The following is an 18314-nucleotide window of genomic DNA, read 5'->3' as shown; positions in this document are numbered from 1 at the left end:
CCGTCGGACCTCCGGGGCGAGACTCGGGAGATCAGGAGCGGAGCGCGAACGCGAGCAGCTCGGGTGCCCGCCGGGAGAAGACCGCCGAGCCGATCGCGACGCCGAGGACCAGCACGACGAGACCGGTGACGACACCCGCCACGAGGGCCGTGCTCGCCAGCTCCGGCTGCCCACCCACCGTCGCCCGCACGGCGAGCCACCCGGTCGGGGCCGAGACCAGGACGGTCCCCACGAACATCACCGACTGCGACCAGCCGGACGCGGCGCCGGTCGACTGCGGCTGTTGGAACGGGTCGTCGCCCGGGCGCACCGCGGCGTACGGGAGCGCGGCGGAGAGGATGCTCGACAGGCCCAGACCGGACAGCAGGAGCGCCAGGCCGAGGCCGAACTCGGCCGGGAACGCCGACACGTCCCCGTGCAGGAACACCGCGACCAGCGAGCCGATGACGGCGATGGGCAGCCCGAGCACCAGGGGCGGCGCGAGGCGTCCGACCCGATCGGCCAGGCCGCGGACGTTGCTCGCCAGGTGCATCCAGAGCGCCGTGTTGTCGTAGGCGACGTCGTTGTGCGGGATGAAGCCGAGCAGGAGGCACATCAGCGGCACCGGGATCAGCGCGAGCTGGCGCCAGTCCATGCCGGCGATCCCCAGGGGAACGACCACCACGGGCAGGAACGGCAGGACGACCAGCGACCAGCGGTATCGCGCGTCGCGCGTCCAGTAGGTGAGACTGCGACCGGCGACCGCGCCCGCGGGGCTCGCGACGGCCAGGTCGAACCAGCCGAGACCGACTCGCCGACCCGCCGGTTCGGGGGCTTCGGCTCGGTGGAGGGCACGGGAGACGAGAGCGCGCCAGCCGATCCACAGGAGGGCGATGGTCGCGAGCGCGACGACGAGGTCGGCGGCGACGCGGCCGCCGTCACCCGCCAGGGCGTGCGCCGGGAGGGCCAGAGCGGCGCCGAACGGGGTCCAGGCGAGAGCGTCGGCGAGGGCGCCGGAACCGTCGTACCCTCCGGGCAGGGCGATGCGGACCAGATCGACCACGAGCGGCACGAGGAGCAGGGCGACGACGATCCCCCCGCCGACGAGGAGATCGCGCGAGCGTCGGGCCGTGATGCGCGCGTTGAGGGTCGTCGCGACGAGCGCGAGCAGGAGCGCCGTGACTCCGGCGAGGACCGCGGCGACGGTCGCGAGCCAGGCCGTTCCCGACCCGGTTCCCCACGCCCGCACGTACCCGGGACCGACGATGAGGAGCGCCAGAGCGGGGAGACCGATCGCGCCGGCCAGAGCGAGCCCGACCGCCGCCTGGTCGGTCGAGGCGCCGTAACCGAAGAGGCGGCGGGGGTCGCCCCAGCCGGCGCGCGACGAGGCGAACGGCGCCACCGCGAACGCGACGAGCACGAGCGAGCCGCCGCCGACGACGAGCGCCTTGACCTCGGCCAGCGGAGCCGATCGGAGGCCGCTCACCAGGGAGGCCACGACGATCGAGGCGATGAGGACGACGGCGACCGTCACGAGCGCCGCGGCCGCGGGGCGAAGCCCGAAGCGGACGGTGTTGGCGATCGAGAGGAGCCTCAGTCGGAGAAGTCGTGCAACCATTCCATCCCCTCCGTCGTGGCCGATCCGCCCGCCAGCTCGACGAACCGATCCTGCAGGGAGCGTCCCGCCCGGACCTCCTCGACGGTGCCCTGCGCCAGGACGTGCCCGTCGACGATCACGGCGACCGAGTCGCAGATGCGCTCGACGAGATCCATGCTGTGGCTCGACAGGAGAACGGTTCCGCCACCGCGCACGTAGCGCTGGAGGATCTGGGTGACCGTCGCGGCCGACACGGGGTCGACCGATTCGAACGGCTCGTCGAGCACCAGGACGCGCGGCGAGTGGATGATCGCCGCCGCGAGGGCGACCTTCTTCGTCATGCCGACCGAGTAGTCGCTCACGAGGCGCCCGAGGGCGTCGTGCAGCCCGAAGGCGTCGGCGAGGTCGAGGGAGCGCTTCCGCGCGGTCGCGCCGTCGAGACCGCGCAGCGTCGCCGCGTAGTAGAGGAACTGCGCGCCGGTCAGCCGGTCGAACAGGCGCAGGCGATCGGGCAGCACGCCGAGGGCGCGCTTGGCCTTGGCCGCGTCGTCCGCCTTCCAGATGTCGGTGCCGAGGATCGTCACCGTGCCGGAATCCGGGCGCAGGAGTCCCGTGGCGATCGAGAGCGTCGTCGTCTTGCCCGCGCCGTTGGGGCCGACGATGCCGTAGAACGAGCCCGCGCGCACGTCGAGGTCGATGTTCTCGACGGCCAGGGTGCTGCCGTACCGCTTCACGAGGCCGTGGATCGACAGCACCACCGGGGCGTCGGCCGGGTCGAGGTCGGGCGCGTCGGTCCGGGGCGTCGGCGTCGGCAGGGGTGCTGCCTGCTGCGCGGCGGCGGCAGAGGCGGGAGCCGTCCGGGGCGAGGCGGGAGCCTTGCGGGGCGAGGCGGGAGCCGCCTCGGGCACCGCAGGAGTCACGACCGCGGGATCCGCGCCGGTCACCGCGTCGCCCGGGGTGCGGGCCGCGTCGACGCGCTGTCGCACGGCCGACCGGGCACCCCGCCACCACGTGGCGACCTTCGCCGAGGTCGCCGCTGCGGCACCCTGCAGTGCGGCCCCGGTTCCGGCGCTCGGACGCGAGGTCGCGTGGGTCTCCGGGGCGCTCGGCGCCGAGGCCGGTGATGCGACCTCGTCGGCGGACTCCGCTTCGGCGGGGTCCGGTTCTGCGGAGTCCGTCTCAGCCGCGTCGTGCGTTTCCGCAGGCGTCTCGGCTGCCTTCGGATCAGCTGCGTCCCTGTCAGCCGCGCTCGGAGCTGCCGCGGCAGTCGGCTCGGTCCCGTCCCGATCAGACTGGACCGGCTCCGACTCGACCGGCTCCGACTCGACGGGCATCGGATCGACGCTCACGGTCTGCACGGGCGCCTTGCTCGGCGAGGTGCGACGCCGCGTCGTCGGTCGCGTGGACGGTCGTGCAGTCGTGCTCGGCTCCGTCGCCTCGGGGGCGCCGGACGGCGCGGTGGACGCCTCGACCGGTGCCGACCCCGGGGCCTCGGTTGCCTCTGCGGTCCCGGCGGCCTCCGCGACCTCCGCTGCCCGCTGAGCGGCGGTCTTCCGGGGGGTCGCCGGTTTCCGCGCGGGGGCCTTCGCCGCCGGCTTCTTCGCGGCCGTGCTGCGCGGCGCGGCGGTGGTGCGAGGCGCGGCGGTGGTCCGAGGCGCAGCCGTGCTGCGCGGCGTCGCGGACGCCTTCGGCGTCGCGGGGCGCGCAGCCTTCGTCGTCGAACCCTGCTCGTCGGCATCACCCGTCTCGGCGTCGGCCTGGGCCGGCGCGGACGTCGGAGACACGGCCGCGACGGTGGTCGACCCTGCGGCCTTCTTCGCGGGCGCGCGCCGGACCGGCGTCGTCCGGGCGGCGGCGGGCTGGCGGACGGACGGAGTCTTCGCTGCCTGTTCCCGAGCGGCCCCGGGCGTGTCCATTCGCGGAGCGGCTCGATCCGCCTCCTCGCGAGGCGCGTCTTCGGCTCCGGACGATCCGCCGGTGTCGTGGTCGCTCACTGGATTCCCCCGTTGTCCTGATGGCTCGTGTGATGGATGGGCGTACCCCGGTCGGCATCCGCCCGGTCACGGCGGGATGCGGGGCGCGAATTCGTCGCGAGCGGCCGGTCCGCCGGTGCGTGCGACGACGCGGCGAGCTCGGTCGGTCGCCCACGACCACCGCGGACACCACCCATCGACCAACCGTACCAACCGTCTTCCCCGGAACCTCGCCGACTTCCGCCATGTCACGAAATGACTACGACTCCCTGACAATCCCGACCGCGATTCGGGGGTATCACGTAGGCTGATAACGCACAGTGACGTGTCCAAGGCTCGAAACCCTTCGTGAACACCGAGAGCGATTCCGGTGAACACCTTCGATTTCGTACCCCGGGTCGCCCGACGGGCAGGTCCGCGAAGCATCGCGGCCACCCTCGCAGCGACAGCCGACGATGGCAGGGGTCGACGGCGAAGGCAGGCGGAGACCACTATGAGGAGACAACCGTGAGCACCCAAATCGTGATCCTGGCCGCAGGCATGGGCACCCGTCTGGGGCGCTCGCTGCCCAAGTGCCTCACCGAGCTGGCCGACGGCCGGACCATCATGCAGCAGCAGATGGAGAACATCCGCCAGGCCTTCGGCGCTGACGTGAAGATCACCGTCGTCGTCGGCTACAAGTACGAGCACATCGTCGAAGCCTTCCCGACCGCGAGCTTCGTCTACAACGAGCAGTACGACCAGACCAACACGTCGAAGAGCCTCATGCGCGCTCTGAAGGCCACCGGCTCCAGCGGCGTCCTCTGGATGAACGGCGACGTCGTCTTCGACCCGGCCGCGCTCCAGCGCGCCCTCCCTTACATCTCGTCCGACCAGTCGTTCGTCTCCGTCAACACGGCGAAGGTCTCCGACGAGGAGGTCAAGTACACCACCGACGCGGAGGGCTTCATCGACGAGCTCTCCAAGCAGGTCAAGCACGGGCTCGGCGAGGCCGTCGGCATCAACTTCGTCTCGAAGGCCGACAAGGCCGCCCTCACGCGCCAGCTCGGCCGGGTCGACAACCAGGACTACTTCGAGCGCGGCATCGAGCTGGGTATCGAGCAGAATGGCCTACGCTTTGTGCCGGTGGACATCTCCGACCTCTACGCCGTCGAGGTCGACTTCGCCGAAGACCTCGAGCGGGCGAACCTCTTCGTCTGAGCCCGGTCGACGGCCTCGGCCGGGATGTCCTGAACAGTAGAGGACACCCGTGACGACAACCGTGAGCGCGCGGCCCCGGGCTACCGGGCTCGCGAGATACCGCCAGATCCTGTGGCTCCTCACGAGTCGCGACCTGCGCGTCCGCTACGCCACCTCGAAGCTCGGCTACGTCTGGTCGATCCTCGACCCGCTCCTGATGAGCGCGATCTACTACTTCGTCTTCACGCAGATCTTCAAGCGCAACGTCGGCGAGACGCCGTACATCGTCTTCCTCCTCAGCGGCGTGCTCGCCTGGCAGTGGTTCAACGGGGCGGTGTCCGACGCGACCAAGGCGTTCACGAGCGACGCCAAGCTCGTCCGGTCCACGAAGATCCCGCGCACCATCTGGGTCAACCGCATCGTGATGTCGAAGGGGATCGAATTCCTCTTCAGCCTCCCCGTGCTGGCCTTCTTCGCCATCCTCGCCGGGGCGACCCTGCACTGGCAGGTCGTCCTGTTCCCGATCGCGATCCTCCTGCAGGCCGTCCTGATCACGGGCCTCGGGTTGATCATCGCGCCGCTGGTGGTGTTCTTCCGCGATCTCGAGAGGGCCGTCAAACTCATCCTGCGCTTCCTCTTCTACGCCTCGCCGATCATCTACGGGACGAAGAACCTCCCCCACGACTTCCGCTTCTTCGCGGCGTTCAACCCCCTGAGCGGGATCTTCGGCATGTACCGCGGCGCGTTCTTCCCCGACCAGATATCCCTCTACGAGGTCGTCGTGGGCGCCGTCATGTGCTTCGTCGTCCTCGCGATCGGCATCCTCGTCTTCCGCGCCTGCGAGCGGGCCGTCCTCAAGGAGATCTGATGACCGCCACCACCGCGGGGCCCGCGACGACCGCCCTCGACCCCGTCATCCGCGTCTCCGACGTCGGCATCCGCTTCCGCCGCAACCGCCGCGCCGGTCGCTCCTTCAAAGACCTCTTCGCCGACAGCAGCCGTCGCGCGCGGCCCGACGAGTTCTGGGCCCTCCGCAACGTCTCCTTCGACGTGAAGCGCGGCGAGTCGATCGGGGTCGTCGGGCGGAATGGACAGGGCAAGTCGACCCTCCTGAAGCTCGTCGCCGAGGTCGTGCTGCCCGACGAGGGCCGCGTCCAGGTCCGCGACGGCGTGGCGCCGCTCATCGAGATCACCGGCGGTTTCGTGAACGACCTCACGGTCCGCGAGAACGTCTACCTCACGGCCGGGCTCCACGGCATGAGCCGGGCCGAGATCGCCGCGAGCTTCGACGAGATCATCGACTTCGCCGAGATCGCCGCCTTCGTCGACACCCCCTACAAGCACCTCTCCAGCGGGATGAAGGTGCGCATCGCGTTCGCCGTCATCGCCCGGCTCGACGAGCCGATCATCCTGGTCGACGAGGTCCTCGCGGTCGGCGACAAATCCTTCCGCGAGAAGTGCTACCGCCGCATCGAGGAGATGCTCGAGGGGGGCCGCACCCTCTTCTTCGTCTCCCACAACGAGAAGGACCTCCGGCGCTTCTGCACGCGCGGCCTCTACCTCGACCGCGGGAGCCTCGTGTTCGACGGCCCCATCGACGAGGCCCTCGACCGCTACGAGGCCGACCTGCAGGCGAGGACTCCTCCCACCTCGTCGGCGTAGAGTCCGCAGGATGCGACGCGACAAGAACTCGAGGACCTCCGCTTCCGAAGCCACCACCGACCTCGAGCGGGCCCTGCCCGTCCAGGGCGACGACCTCGCGCGGACCGGGGCCGCACTCGGGCGCGATCTCGACAGCCCCGGCTGGCAGCGCGCCCTCAACCGCGTGCTCACCGTGCAGCACCCCGTCGTGGAGGCGCACGTCCGACAGCTCCGTCGACGTCACCCCGACCACACGCCGGCTCAGATCCTCCGGACGCTCGAGCGCGAGTACCTCGCCGCGGTGACGACCGGCGGTGCCGCGGTGGGAGCGAGCGCCGTCATCCCCGGCGTCGGGATCGGCGTCTCCCTGGCGCTCTCCGGTGCCGAGACGGCCTACTTCCTCGAGGCCAGCGCGCTCTACGCCCAGTCGGTGACCGAGGTGCACGGCATCGCCGTCACCGATCCCGAGCGGGCCCGCACGATCGTCATGGCCATGATGCTCGGTGGACCCGGCGCCGAGCTGGTGCGCCAGCTCGCGGGCGAGGCCATCGGTACCGGCCCGGCGCGCTCCGCCTTCTGGGGCGATCTCGTGGCGCAGCGCCTCCCGAAGGTCACGATGTCGGGGATCTCGGATCTCGTCCGGAAGCAGTTCCTCAAGCGCTTCGTCCGCTCGCAGGGCACGACTATCCTCGGTCGGGCCATCCCGTTCGGCATCGGCGCGGTCATCGGCGGGTTCGGCAACCACACGCTCGGTCGCCGCGTGGTGACCAGTTCGCGGACGGCGTTCGGCCCGGCGCCGGCGGTGTTCCCGGGCGAGCTGGAGCGCTGAGCCCCGGGCATCCTGCGGTCACCCCTCCCCCACAGCCGCGGACGAACGGTCGTCGTCCACAGGCGAGGCGCTCTCCACAGGCTGCCCGACCAAAGGTCGTACGCCCCTCCTAACGTGTGGCCCATGAGCAGCCACCCACCGGCCTACGCCGTTCCGTTCGTCATCGACCGCAGCCTCGCCCCGCGGCTCTACCGCCTCGTCAACATGGGCGACGAGGTGGTGCGCGGCCTCCGCGTGACCCTCCTCGGATCCGGGCTCCTCGTGCCCGTCTCGGCGACGTGCCTCGCACCCGGCTCCCGCCTCACCCTGACGATCGTGGGCAGCGACCTGAGCCGCGACTCGATCGTGGTGGTCCGTTGGTTCCGGCCCGACGGCGACGAGTACCTGTGGCGCTTCAGTTTCTGAGCGGCGAGGGGCGGTCAGTCGGAGGCGATGCCGGTCGAGCGACGGCTCCGACGCTCCCGCACGTAGTCGGCCGCCGAGAAGGTCTCGACGACGGGCGGGAGGTCCTCGCCCGAGAGGCCGGCGACGAGGGCGCCCGGGTCGATCCCGAGCACCGAAGCGAGGCGGACGATCGTGTGCAGCACGGGGTTCCCGATACCGCGCTCGATCTTGCCGTAGTTGGAGACGTTCATCCCGGCCAGGTCGGCGAGCTCGTTCTGGCTCAGGCCGAGCCGCACCCGCTCGTCACGCAGTCGTTCGCCGAAGAGGCGATTGGCACGAGACGACGGTTCTGACACACCTCATGTATAGGTCGCTACGGCGAGAAGCGCCAGAGTATATAGAACGAGGTGCTGAATGCACTATGCATATATCGTCTCTGGTCAGATCACCGGAGGGCGTCCGGCGCGGGTCATGCGCCACACCGTGCGCCACCCCATCGAACGGCGACCGCCCGGCGACCGCGCCCAGCCCTCGCGGAATCCCTCGAACCAGGGCCGGAGCCGCTCGGGTCGTCGCGCCCAGCGGAGCACCTGGACGAGCGTCCAGCTCCCCACGTAGACGGGCATCAGGGGCAGAGGCAGATTGCGCTTCGCCAACCAGACGCGGTTGCGCGCGTTGAGCCGGTAGTACTGGCTGTGACGCGCGGGGTCGATGGCCGGGTGGTTCACCACGAGACGACCGTCGTAGCGGACCCTGCGCCCCGCGGCCCAGACGCGCCAGGCGAGCTCGATGCCCTCGTGCGCGTAGAAGTACGGCTCGCCCCAGCCGCCGCAGGCGTCGAAGACGGCGCGGGGCAGGAGGACCGCTCCCTCCCAGACGCTGAAGACGTCGCTCGACTCGTCGGCACGTCCCTTGTTCAGGCGAGGGATCCAGCGGCGCGGATCCCCGCGCCCCCCCGGGTCGGTGACCCGCGGCTGCAGGAGCCCGATGCCGGGGTCGGCATCGAGCACGGCGACGGCGTCGCGGAGGAACGTCGTCGACGGAAGCGAGGCGTCGTCGTCGAGGAAGAAGACGAACTCCCCCGCGACCGCGTCCGCACCGCGATTGCGCCCCGCGGGGATACCGACGTTGTCGGGGAGCACGAGCGGACGGACGCCCTCGGGCAGCCCTCCCGGATCGCCGCCGTTCCCGACGCAGACCACGTCGAGACTCACGCCCTCCTGCGCCAGGAGGCTCGTGAGACTCCGGGCGAGGTCGGCCGGCCGTCGACCCTGCGTCAGGCTGACGACGCCGATCGTCGGCACGGTCGTCCGCCCTGTCGTCGGCCCGGTCGTCCGCACGGTCAGGAGCGCACCCGCTTGGACGCGAGGATGGCCACGAAGTGGCCGACCAGGGCCAGCACCGACAGCGGCAGGAGGACGGCCAGCAGGATGCGGTCAGCCGTCACCTGGCCGATCGCGAGCCCGACGAGAGAGAGCGCGAAGATGACGATCGTGAGCTCGACGGAGTGGTAGAGCCGGTGGAAGGGCACGAAGCGGGCGGCGCTGCGGAGCCTCGCGAGCAGACGACCGGTCGGGACAGTGACTCCCCCGCGCTTGTCCTCCAGCTTGTCGAGGCCGGCGTTGGCCCTGGCCACGTGGACCATGTCGTTGAGCGCCTTGTTGAGCACGATGACGACGGCGAGGCCGAGGCCGAGCGTGGTCCAGAAGTAGTCGAGGGGGCTGCCTGCGCCGAGACCGGCCGCCCGGAGGCCCAGCATCGTCGGGATGAGCGCCTCGGTCGTGTAGTGGCCGACCTTGTCGAGGAAGACCCCCGCGGGAGAGGACGTGCCACGCCAGCGAGCGACCTCTCCGTCGCAGCAGTCCACGAGCATCTGCGCCTGCCCGAGGACGAGGGCGAGGAGGGGGCCCGCGATGCCGGGAACGAGGAGGGAGAAGGCCGTGGCCCAGCCCGTGAGGATCATCAGCCCCGTGACGCCGTTCGCGGAGATGGTCGTCCGGAGCAGGATCCAGGTCAGGTACGGCGAGACGTCGCGCAGGTAGAGCGAGGCCGTCCAGTGCTCGGCGTTGGCGCGGCTGCGGACCTCGGGCGGCTGCGCCACGCGTCGGAGTTCGGCGATCGAGGAGGGCCGTGCGGGCCGCGGGGGTGAAGGCGTCGTCATGCCTACCTTCCGACGTGCGCGGTGATGTTGCCCGCGAGCTTCGAGAACCCGACGACGAATCCGATTCCCCATCCGAAATGGATGCAGGGCAAGACTACGAGAAACCAGAGGCGCGTCCGGGCGTCGTCCGAGCGGCCGGAGGCGAAGGTCGCGACGACCACGAAGACGACGTACACGGCCGGCACCGCGAAGCCGAGCAGGAGCCAGGCGAGCGGGCTGTGCGCGACCGCCCCGACGACTCCGACGAGACCGGCGACCAGGCCGAGGGCGACACCCGTCACCATGACCGGCGGGACGAGGTAGCGCAGCGAGTTGGCGAAGCGGAAGCGCCGGACGAGCTCACCCCGCCAGATCCCCGTCGCGACGAACTGCCGGACGAGCTTCTTGAGGCTGGGTCGCGGTCGGTACGTGACCGTGAGGCGGGGCGTGAACCACACCGTGCCGCCGGTCGAGCGGAGCCGGCGGTTGAGCTCCCAGTCCTGGCCCCGCTTGATGTCCTCGTCGAAGAGGCCGACCTCGACCAGGCGGTGCCTCTGGAAGACGCCGAGGTAGGCGGTCTCGGCCGGGCCCTCCTTGCCGCCGACGTGGTGCGGCGTGCCGCCGAGCCCGACTCGGCTCCCGTAGGCGCGAGCGACGGCCTTCTCGAACGGGGTGCGACCCTCGGCGTGCATGATGCCGCCGACGTTGTCGGCCCCGCTCTCGAGGAGGGTCTCGACCGCGATCCTGGTGTAATCGGTCGGCAGCACCGAGTGGGCGTCGACCCGGACCGTCACGGGGTACCGCGAGGCCAGGATCGCCACGTTGAGACCGGCGGGGGTCGAGCCCACCGGGTTGGGGATGCTGCGGATCCGCGGATCGGCCAGCGACATCTCCGCGACGACCTCGTTCGTCCCGTCGACGCTCGGCCCGAGGGCGAGGATGACCTCGAACGGCCCGGAGTAGTCCTGGGCGATCAGGCTGTCGACGGCCGAGCGGATCTCCTCGACCTCGTTGAGGACCGGCATCACGTAGGAGACACCCACGGGGGCGGTGTCGTCAGAGCTCATGTGATCCTGTGCCGTCGGGGTCGAAGGGGCGCGGTGTCCCCAGCGGAAATCCGGACGAGCTTAGCAGGAGCCGTCAGCTCGACAGGGTCCCGAGGGTCACCGTCGTCGTCTTGGTCGCACCGTCGCGGATGTAGGTCACGGAGGCCGTCGAGTTACCCGCGAGCGTCCGCACCTGCGCCGTGATGTCGGTCGCCCCCGTGATCGCGACGCCGTCGAACTGCGTCACCACGTCGCCGGCCCGGAGACCCGCCTTCTCGGCGGCTCCGCCCGAGGAGATCGACTTGATCAGCGCGCCGGTGTGCCGGGCCGAGGTGTCGCTCGTGGCGTCGGCCACGCTCGCCCCCAGGAGCCCGTGGCTCGCCTTGCCCGACGCCATGATCTCGCTCGAGACCCGCTTGGCGAGGTTGGCCGGCACGGAGAAGCCCACGCCGATGCTGCCCGACTGCGAGTCGGAGCTGGAGGAGCTCCCCGTTCCGGCGATCGCCACGTTGATGCCGATCAGCTCGCCCTTGGAGTCGAGCAGCGCGCCGCCGGAGTTGCCGGGGTTGATCGGCGCGTCGGTCTGGATGACCGGCAGGGAGATCGTCGTCGACGGGGTCGTCGTCGACCCGGAGCCGTTGTCGAAGCTGAACGGGCCCTGGCCATTGTTGTCCTGCGAACCGCTCGAGCTGTCGCTCGAGTCGGGGGCCGCGGACGAGGCGACGGTGATGCTCCGGTTCAGCGTCGACACGATGCCGTCGGTGACCGTGTTCGACAGCCCGAGCGGGGCGCCGATGGCCACGGCCGTGTCTCCGACGTTGAGCTTCGAGGAGTCGGCGAACGAGATGGGCTTGAGACCCGTCGCCTTGATTTTGATGACCGCCAGGTCGACGACCGGGTCGGTGCCGACGATCGTCGCGGGGAAGATGGTGCCGTCGGAGAGCGTGACGCTCACCGTTCCGCTGCCGCTCTGACCGTCGAGGGTGACGACGTGCGTGTTCGTCAGGATGTAGCCGTCGTCGCTGAGGATCACGCCGGAACCGGTCCCCGCGGAGCTGCCGGAGGAGACGCTGATCGTGACGACGGACGGGGTCGCCTTCGCCGCGACGGCCGTGACGACCGTGGCGTCCTTGTAGTTGTTGACCGTCAGGCTGCCCGAGCCGCCGCCGGCGACGGCGGTGGAGCCGTTCCGGCCGAGGAGGGCGTAGCCGCCGGTGGCCACGAGGGCGCCGATCACCGCGGCCACGACCGCGACGGCGACGAACGCGCCGAGGCCGCGCTTCTTCGGGCGCGGCGCGGAGGGGGCCGACCAGAGGCCCGCAGGAGCCGCGTAGCCGGTGGACGAGGACTGGCCGGGGGTCGAGCCGCCCGCCTCGGATCCTGCGCCCTGAGGGTTCGTGACGGAGGCGTAGGCCGCCGAATGGGCACCGGCGTAGGGGCCGTGGTCGGCGGAGGCCGGCGCGCGGTGCTCGTCGCCCGTGAAGGGGAGAGGCGTCGTCGGCTGCGTCTCGGTCTGCGCGAGGGGCACGGGGGTCTCGGTCGGCAGCGGCGGGGCACCCGCATCGGGTCGGTCGTCGACCGGCCGACGAGCGGCGGGGCTCGGCGCCTCCCAGGCGTCGGGGCGGGAGGACGCGCTGGTCCGGTCGTCTCCGGGGGTCGAGGTGCCGTTCGAGTCGTTCGAGTCTTTCGAGTCGTGTCGTTCCGGCAGGTCGTTGCCAGGGGTCTCCGTCATGCGCGAGTGCTCCTTTCAAGCCCGCCCAGCTTTCACCAGCAACCTGTGCGAATCGCAAGGCGAAGCTGTGAGCGGTCTGGCCCATCCTAGGTGCGGGTCCTCGCTGTCGCCCCGCGCCGCGGTCTACGGTGGAATCCCACCGCTCGCTCGACCGAGGACAGCCATGACCCCTCTCGCCCCCTGGGAGCGCGCCGCGCGCGGAGCCATGCTCCTCGGCTCCGACGGACGCCTCGCGCCGACGATCTTCGCCGAGATGTCGGCCCTAGCCACGGCGACCGGGTCGCTGAACCTCGGTCAGGGCTTCCCGGACGAGGACGGACCGGAGGAGGTCCTCGAAGCCGCTCGCCGGGCCATCACCGACGGCGTCAACCAGTACCCGCCCGGTCGCGGCATGCCGGTGCTGCTCGAGGCGATCGCCGAGCACCAGAAGCGCTTCTACGGACTCGAGGTCGACCCGGCGAGCGAGGTGCTCGTCACGGCAGGAGCCACGGAGGCCCTCGCCGCGACGCTCCTCGCCCTCGTCGACGCGGGCGACGAGGTGCTGACCCTCGAACCGTTCTACGACTCCTACGGGGCCGTCATCGGCCTCGCCCGCGGCGTCCATCGGACCGTGGCCCTCCGCGGGCCGGACTTCGCGGTCGACCACGACGAACTCCGCGCCGCCGTGAGCGACCGCACCCGGGTGATCCTCGTCAACGACCCCCACAACCCGACGGGAGCCGTCCTCGACGACGCGACCCGGCGGCTCCTGGTCGAGCTCGCCGAACGGCACGACGCCATCCTCGTCTGCGACGAGGTGTACGAGCACCTGACCTTCGACGGGATCGCCCACGTCCCGCTGGCCACTCTGCCGGGCGCCCGCGGGCGGACCGTCACGATCTCGAGCGGGGGCAAGACGTTCTCGACGACGGGGTGGAAGATCGGCTGGCTCTCCGCGCCGGCGACGCTCGTCGCACAGATCCTGGCCGTGAAGCAGTTTCTGACCTACGTGAACGGGGCGCCGTTCCAGCCGGCGATCGCCGCGGGGCTGCGGCTCCCCGACAGCTTCTTCACCGGTGCCGCGCTCGCCCTCCAGAGCAAACGCGATCTCCTCGGCCGCGGGCTCCGGGAGGCGGGGTTCGCCGTCTCGCACCCGCGCGGCTCCTACTTCATCGTGGCGGACGCCGCCCCGCTGGGCTTCCCGGACGCCGTCGACCTGTGCCGGCGGCTCCCGGAGCTCGCCGGGGTCGTGGGGGTGCCGATCAGCGCCTTCTGCCACCCCGGGCTCGCCGCCGAGCAGGCGTCGCTCGTGCGCTTCGCCTTCTGCAAGCGCGTCGAGGTGCTCGAGGAGGCGTCGGCGCGGCTGGCGTCGCTCGCCGCACGCTAGCGGCGCGCCGTCCCGCCGCCTGCCGCCCGCCCGCGCGCCCGCCCGTCCGCCCGCCCGCCCGCCGGCGAGACTCCACAACACGCCGCTCACCTTCGCCGAGCGACGTAAAACGTGGAGTCACTCGCCCGCAGCCGCACCTCGCGCACCTCGCGCCCGGCGAGACTCCACAACACGCCGCTCACTTTCGCCGAACGACGTAAACCGTGGAGTCACACGGCGGAAGGCCGCCCCTCGACGACCCGGAACCGACGGAGCCGCAGCGCCGGATTCTGCTCTCGCACGGCCTCGAGCCGGTCACGCCGCACCTCGGCCACGGCGACCCCCGACGCCTCGTCGCCCAGACCGGCGACGACGACACCGGCAGGATCCACGACCAGGCTGTTCCCGACGCCGACGGGCGGCGCGTGGTCGGCCGCCGCGATGTAGATCGTGTTCTCGAGGGCGCGAGCCGTGACGAGCGTTCGCCAGTGGTGTTCCTTCAGCGGACCGCGGACCCACTCGGCGGGGAGCAGCAATATCTCGGCGCCGGCGTCCACGAGCATCCTGCTGACCTCGGGGAATCGCACGTCGTAGCAGGTCTGGAGGCCGACGCTGAAGCCGTCGACGTCAAAAATCTGCGGCGGTTCGACGACGCCGGGCACCACCCAGTCGGACTCGGTCTGACCGAAGGCGTCGTAGAGGTGCAGTTTGCGGTACGTGGCGACGAGCTCGCCCGTGGGCCCGAGGGCGACCAGCGTGTTCGAGAACCGCTCGGTGCCGGTCGATTCGACGAGGCCCGCCACCACGAAGATCCCGAGCCGCTCGGCCAGGCGTCCGAGGCCGGTCACGAAGGGGCCGTCGAGGGCCTGCGCGGCGGCGACGAACGCGGGGCCGAGGTTCTTCTCGAAGTAGGACGCGTACTCGGGGAACACGACCACGCGCGCACCGCGCCGGCTCGCTCGTTCCGCGAGGGCTTCGATCTGGTCGAGGTTCTCCTGGCTGTCGGCGCCGGGGGCGAACTGGCCGACTCCGACGAGGATGCTGTCGCTCATGCTGCCAGGGTATCCCGCACCCCTCCGTCGCCAGCAGGATGCCCGCCCAGCCCCCGCCCGCAGCCGCGCGCGAAGCGCCGCGCCTCCCGACGCTCGCGAAGCGCCGCGCCCCCGGCATCTCCACCCGACGCGCGCGAAGCGCCGCGCACCCCGTCGTCCCCGACGGAGCGCAGCGACGTCCAGCGCCGAGAGGCGCCAGACAAGCACGCAACAAAACGGAAAAGGCCTGTCCATGACTGGACAGGCCTCAACCGTTCTTGTTGCGGGGGCAGGATTTGAACCTACGACCTCTGGGTTATGAGCCCAGCGAGCTACCGAACTGCTCCACCCCGCGGCACAAGAAGTGACTCTAGCACGGGGTGGAGCGTTGGTCTAATCGAGGCCGTCTCGGCTCTACTGCGAGGCCTTAACGGCCGCTTCGAGCGCCTTCTGGAGGTCGGCGTCGGCCTGGGCGGCCGCGACGAGGTCGTTCTTCGCATAGGCGGCCTTGCGGTCGGCGAGGGCCGTCTGCGCCTGCGAGAGAGCCGTCTTGAGCGCGGTGCTCTGCGTTCCGGTCGAGCCGGAACCCGTCGATCCGCTGCCCGAGCCGGTACCGGTCGTCGGCGTGCCCGTTCCCGAGCCGCTGCCCGTCCCGCTTCCGCCGGAGCCGCTGCCGCTGCCGCTACCGAGACCGGCGTCTCCGGTCGGCGCACCCGAGTTCCCTCCGAAGAGATCGTCGAGGGCGGCCTTCAGGGTGTCCTCGAACGCGATCTTGTCACCGAACGAGACGAGGATCTTCTGCAGGATCGGGTAGGACGTGTTCGACGTCGACTGGATGTAGACCGGCTGGACATAGAGCAGGCCTCCACCGACGGGCAGGGTGAGCAGGTTGCCACGCTTGACCTGCGTGTCGCCACCGCGGGAGAGGATGTTGAGCTCGTTCGCGACCGTCGTGTCGGCATTGAAGTTCGCCTGCACCTGGCCGGGGCCGGGCACATTGTCGGTCTTCGGCAGGGTGAGGAGCGTCAGCTTGCCGTAGTCCGGCGAGATGGTGCCCTTCGTCGTGCCCGCGTCGGAGTTCGCGGCGAGATAGCCCGTGAGGACGTTCCGCGGGTTGGACTGGCCCGTCTGCTGCGGGATGAAGGTCGTGTAGAGCTGGAACGCGGCGTCCTGCTCGGGGAGCTTCATCGTCAGGTAGTAGGGCGGCTGCAGAGCCGTGTCGCCCGTCGACTTGGTCGGCTCGTTCGGCGTCGTCCACGCGTCGTCGCCGTTGTAGAACGAGCCCGGATCGGTGACGTGATAGGTCGCCAGGATCTCGCGCTGCATCTTGAACAGGTCTTCGGGGTAGCGGACGTGGCTCAGCAGGGTCCCGCTCATGTCGGACATCGGCTCGACGGTCGACGGGAAGACCTTCTGCCAGGTCTGCAGGATGGGGTCGCTCTTGTCCCACGCGTAGAGCGTCACCTTGCCGGAGTACGCGTCGACGGTGGCCTTGACGGAGTTCCGGATGTAGTTGACCTGATCGGTCGCGTACGCCGGGGCCTGCGTGTAGGTGTCGGCGATGGTCTGCGAGAGGCTGCGCTGGGCCGAGTACGGGTAGTTGTCCGACGCCGTGTAGCCGTCGATGATCCAGACCACCTTGCCGTCGACGACGGCGGGGTAGGGGTCGCTGTCGAGCGTGAGGTAGGGAGCGACCTTCTGGACCCGCGTGGCGGGGTCGCGGTCGTAGAGGATCTGCGACTTCGAGTTGACGGCGTCCGAGAGGAAGATCTGCTCCGACTGGAACTTGATCGCGTAGATCAGCTTCTTGAACGTGTTGTCGAGCTTGGGCCCGCCGTCGCCGCTGTAGGTCGTCGTCGCGTTGTTGTTGTTCGAGTCGGTGCCCGACGGGTAGTCGAGCTCGACCTTGTTGTCGCCGTTGCCGCCCACGATGGAGTACTGCGGGCTGGACTCGCCGAAGTAGATCCGCGGCTCGTAGTCGCTTCCGCTGCCGAGCGACCCCTTGACCGGGATGCCGGACTCGAGGAAGACCGGCTGGCCGTCCGCCGACCGCTGATTGCCGTAGGCCGCGACCACGCCGTAGCCGTGCGTGTAGACGAAGGTGGAGTTGTAGGGGGTGTTGGACGACCCGAGGCCCTGCTGGTTCAGCTCGCGGACGGAGATGACGACGTCCTGCACCTTGCCGTCGATGTTGTAGCGGTCGACGTCGAGCTTGTCGGGGAACGAGTAGTACTGGCGGTACTGCTGGAGCTGCGCGAAGGCGTCGGTGACGAGCGCCGGGTCGATGATGCGGATGTTCTCCGTCGTCGTCGCATCGTTGGCGAGGGCGCCCTGCGTGGCGGTCACCTTGGCGTCGTAGTTCGTCTCCTTGACGGAGGCGACGCCGTAGGCGTCTCGAGTCGCGTTGATGTTGCGCTGGATGTAGGTCGACTCCACGCTCTTGACCGACGGGTCGACCTGGAAGCGCTGGACGATCCAGGGGTAGACGGCGCCGATGAGGAGGCTGATCACGATCAGGAGAGCGGTACCGATGATCGGAAGACGCCAGCGGCCGACGATCGCCGTCACGATGAAGAGGAGAGCGACGACCGCGGCGGCGAAAGCGAGGATCTGCTTGGCCGGGATGCCCGCGAAGACGTCGGTGTAGGTGGCACCCGTCAGGAGCTTGTTCGAGCCGTCGGTGAGGGTGGCGTACTGGTCGAGCCACAGGCTGACGGCCTGGAGCGCGATGTAGATGGCGGCGGTGACGGCGATCTGGATCCGCGCGACGCGGGAGATGCGCACCTCGCGACCCGAGAAGCGCAGTGCTCCGTAGAGGTAGCTCGTCGCGAGCGCGGCGATGGCCGACAGGAGGATCACGGCCGACGCGAAGGCGACGACGCCCTGGTAGAAGGGCAGCGAGAAGACGTAGAACCCGATGTCGAGGTGGAACTGCGGGTCGGTCTTGCCGAACGGGGTGCGGTTGAGCCACTGCAGCACGACGGACCAGCGGCTCGAGGCGGCGATGCCGCCGAAGAGGCCGAGGACGGCGGACATGCCGAACATCACGGTCCGGCGGAGCGGCTCGATGACCTGCTGGTAGCGGTCGAGCTGCGAGTTGAGCTTCGCGTAGACGGGACGGAAGCGGAACGCGATGTCGATGCTCGCGTAGACCGGGACCGCCATACCGAGGAACCCGATGAAGAACAGTGCGGTGCCGGTCACCCACTGGGTCATGATGACGCCGGTGAACCCCAGCTGCTGGTACCAGAGGTAGTCGGTCGCGAGCCCCGCGAAGATGAAGAAGAGGATGACGAGAGCGGCGAGGATGCCGATCGTGATCAGGACGGGAACGCGGGGCGACCTCCGACCGGCGCGAGCCGTGCCGGAGGAGGCTGATGCAGAGGAAGTCAAGAGGCTGCTCCTGGCTGGTGGAGAGGTTGAACGGCCATCCTATGG

General features: G+C 70.3%; 15 protein-coding genes and 1 tRNA gene. 6 read left to right on the top strand and 10 right to left on the bottom strand.

Annotated elements, in window-relative coordinates; translation table 11 throughout:
* Positions 1-31: 31 nt before the first annotated feature.
* Both AS850_RS04465 and AS850_RS04460 read right to left on the bottom strand, forming a co-directional pair.
* Positions 32-1597: an ABC transporter permease gene (locus tag AS850_RS04465; protein ID WP_119868043.1), complete on the bottom strand. Its 1566-nt coding sequence runs from the start codon at positions 1595-1597 to the stop codon at positions 32-34.
* The gene (locus AS850_RS04460; protein WP_236940821.1) at positions 1573-3360 is read right to left on the bottom strand and encodes an ATP-binding cassette domain-containing protein; all 1788 of its coding nucleotides are present in this window, start codon (positions 3358-3360) and stop codon (positions 1573-1575) included. Before AS850_RS04460 ends, AS850_RS04465 begins: the two co-directional genes overlap by 25 nt.
* Positions 3361-4056: 696 nt before the next feature.
* Here AS850_RS04460 and AS850_RS04455 point away from each other — a divergent pair.
* The 5 genes from AS850_RS04455 to AS850_RS04435 all read left to right on the top strand — a co-directional run bounded on the left by AS850_RS04455 (position 4057) and on the right by AS850_RS04435 (position 7603).
* Positions 4057-4749: a phosphocholine cytidylyltransferase family protein gene (locus AS850_RS04455; protein ID WP_119868042.1), complete on the top strand. Its 693-nt coding sequence runs from the start codon at positions 4057-4059 to the stop codon at positions 4747-4749.
* Positions 4750-4798: 49 nt separating this feature from the next.
* Positions 4799-5596: an ABC transporter permease gene (locus tag AS850_RS04450; protein WP_236940820.1), complete on the top strand. Its 798-nt coding sequence runs from the start codon at positions 4799-4801 to the stop codon at positions 5594-5596.
* Positions 5596-6390: an ABC transporter ATP-binding protein gene (locus AS850_RS04445; RefSeq protein WP_119868040.1), complete on the top strand. Its 795-nt coding sequence runs from the start codon at positions 5596-5598 to the stop codon at positions 6388-6390. The genes AS850_RS04450 and AS850_RS04445 overlap by 1 nt, the downstream gene beginning before the upstream one ends.
* 10 nt (positions 6391-6400) lie before the next feature.
* Positions 6401-7198, top strand: coding sequence for a hypothetical protein (locus AS850_RS04440; protein WP_119868039.1), 798 nt, complete (start codon positions 6401-6403; stop codon positions 7196-7198).
* Between the two features lie 123 nt (positions 7199-7321).
* A complete protein-coding gene (locus AS850_RS04435; protein WP_119868038.1) occupies positions 7322-7603 on the top strand; it encodes a hypothetical protein in 282 nt (93 codons plus the stop codon).
* A 14-nt stretch (positions 7604-7617) separates the two neighbouring features.
* Here AS850_RS04435 and AS850_RS04430 read toward each other — a convergent pair whose 3' ends face one another.
* From AS850_RS04430 to AS850_RS04410, 5 genes are all read right to left on the bottom strand, one after another.
* Complete coding sequence (locus AS850_RS04430) at positions 7618-7938, bottom strand: helix-turn-helix domain-containing protein (RefSeq protein ID WP_119868037.1); 321 nt, start codon at positions 7936-7938, stop codon at positions 7618-7620.
* Positions 7939-8022: 84 nt separating this feature from the next.
* The gene (locus AS850_RS04425) at positions 8023-8886 is read right to left on the bottom strand and encodes a glycosyltransferase family 2 protein (protein ID WP_119868036.1); all 864 of its coding nucleotides are present in this window, start codon (positions 8884-8886) and stop codon (positions 8023-8025) included.
* A 38-nt stretch (positions 8887-8924) separates the two neighbouring features.
* On the bottom strand, positions 8925-9743 hold the full coding sequence (locus AS850_RS04420; protein ID WP_119868035.1) for a CDP-alcohol phosphatidyltransferase family protein: 819 nt from the start codon (positions 9741-9743) through the stop codon (positions 8925-8927).
* A 2-nt stretch (positions 9744-9745) separates the two neighbouring features.
* Positions 9746-10789, bottom strand: a complete 1044-nt coding sequence (locus AS850_RS04415) for a glycosyltransferase family 2 protein (RefSeq protein WP_119868034.1) — start codon at positions 10787-10789, stop codon at positions 9746-9748.
* 73 nt (positions 10790-10862) lie between these two features.
* Complete coding sequence (locus AS850_RS04410; protein WP_119868033.1) at positions 10863-12500, bottom strand: S1C family serine protease; 1638 nt, start codon at positions 12498-12500, stop codon at positions 10863-10865.
* Positions 12501-12663: 163 nt separating this feature from the next.
* On the opposite strand from AS850_RS04410, the gene AS850_RS04405 reads away from it, so the two are divergent.
* Positions 12664-13866, top strand: coding sequence for an aminotransferase class I/II-fold pyridoxal phosphate-dependent enzyme (locus AS850_RS04405; RefSeq protein ID WP_119868032.1), 1203 nt, complete (start codon positions 12664-12666; stop codon positions 13864-13866).
* 209 nt (positions 13867-14075) lie between these two features.
* Here the strand turns inward: AS850_RS04405 and AS850_RS04400 are convergent, their stop codons facing one another.
* From AS850_RS04400 to AS850_RS04390, 3 genes are all read right to left on the bottom strand, one after another.
* On the bottom strand, positions 14076-14897 hold the full coding sequence (locus tag AS850_RS04400; RefSeq protein WP_164088385.1) for a carbon-nitrogen hydrolase family protein: 822 nt from the start codon (positions 14895-14897) through the stop codon (positions 14076-14078).
* A gap of 260 nt (positions 14898-15157) precedes the next feature.
* A tRNA-Met gene (locus tag AS850_RS04395) sits at positions 15158-15231 on the bottom strand.
* A gap of 59 nt (positions 15232-15290) precedes the next feature.
* Positions 15291-18269, bottom strand: coding sequence for a UPF0182 family membrane protein (locus AS850_RS04390; RefSeq protein ID WP_236940819.1), 2979 nt, complete (start codon positions 18267-18269; stop codon positions 15291-15293).
* Positions 18270-18314: the final 45 nt, after the last annotated feature.

The sequence above is a fragment of the Frondihabitans sp. 762G35 genome (assembly GCF_002074055.1).
Classification (GTDB): Bacteria; Actinomycetota; Actinomycetes; order Actinomycetales; family Microbacteriaceae; genus Frondihabitans.
The sequence above is the reverse complement of the archived record's forward strand: the minus strand, read 5'-3'. Positions and strand labels throughout refer to the sequence as shown.

Excerpts from the sequence above, each read along its gene's own strand:
- AS850_RS04465 (WP_119868043.1), bottom strand. The coding sequence starts at position 1,597 with ATGGTTGCACGACTTCTCCGACTGAGGCTCCTCTCGATCGCCAACACC.
- AS850_RS04445 (WP_119868040.1), top strand. The coding sequence starts at position 5,596 with ATGACCGCCACCACCGCGGGGCCCGCGACGACCGCCCTCGACCCCGTC.
- AS850_RS04440 (WP_119868039.1), top strand. The coding sequence starts at position 6,401 with ATGCGACGCGACAAGAACTCGAGGACCTCCGCTTCCGAAGCCACCACC.
- AS850_RS04435 (WP_119868038.1), top strand. The coding sequence starts at position 7,322 with ATGAGCAGCCACCCACCGGCCTACGCCGTTCCGTTCGTCATCGACCGC.
- AS850_RS04420 (WP_119868035.1), bottom strand. The coding sequence starts at position 9,743 with ATGACGACGCCTTCACCCCCGCGGCCCGCACGGCCCTCCTCGATCGCC.
- AS850_RS04415 (WP_119868034.1), bottom strand. The coding sequence starts at position 10,789 with ATGAGCTCTGACGACACCGCCCCCGTGGGTGTCTCCTACGTGATGCCG.
- AS850_RS04410 (WP_119868033.1), bottom strand. The coding sequence starts at position 12,500 with ATGACGGAGACCCCTGGCAACGACCTGCCGGAACGACACGACTCGAAA.
- AS850_RS04405 (WP_119868032.1), top strand. The coding sequence starts at position 12,664 with ATGACCCCTCTCGCCCCCTGGGAGCGCGCCGCGCGCGGAGCCATGCTC.
- AS850_RS04400 (WP_164088385.1), bottom strand. The coding sequence starts at position 14,897 with ATGAGCGACAGCATCCTCGTCGGAGTCGGCCAGTTCGCCCCCGGCGCC.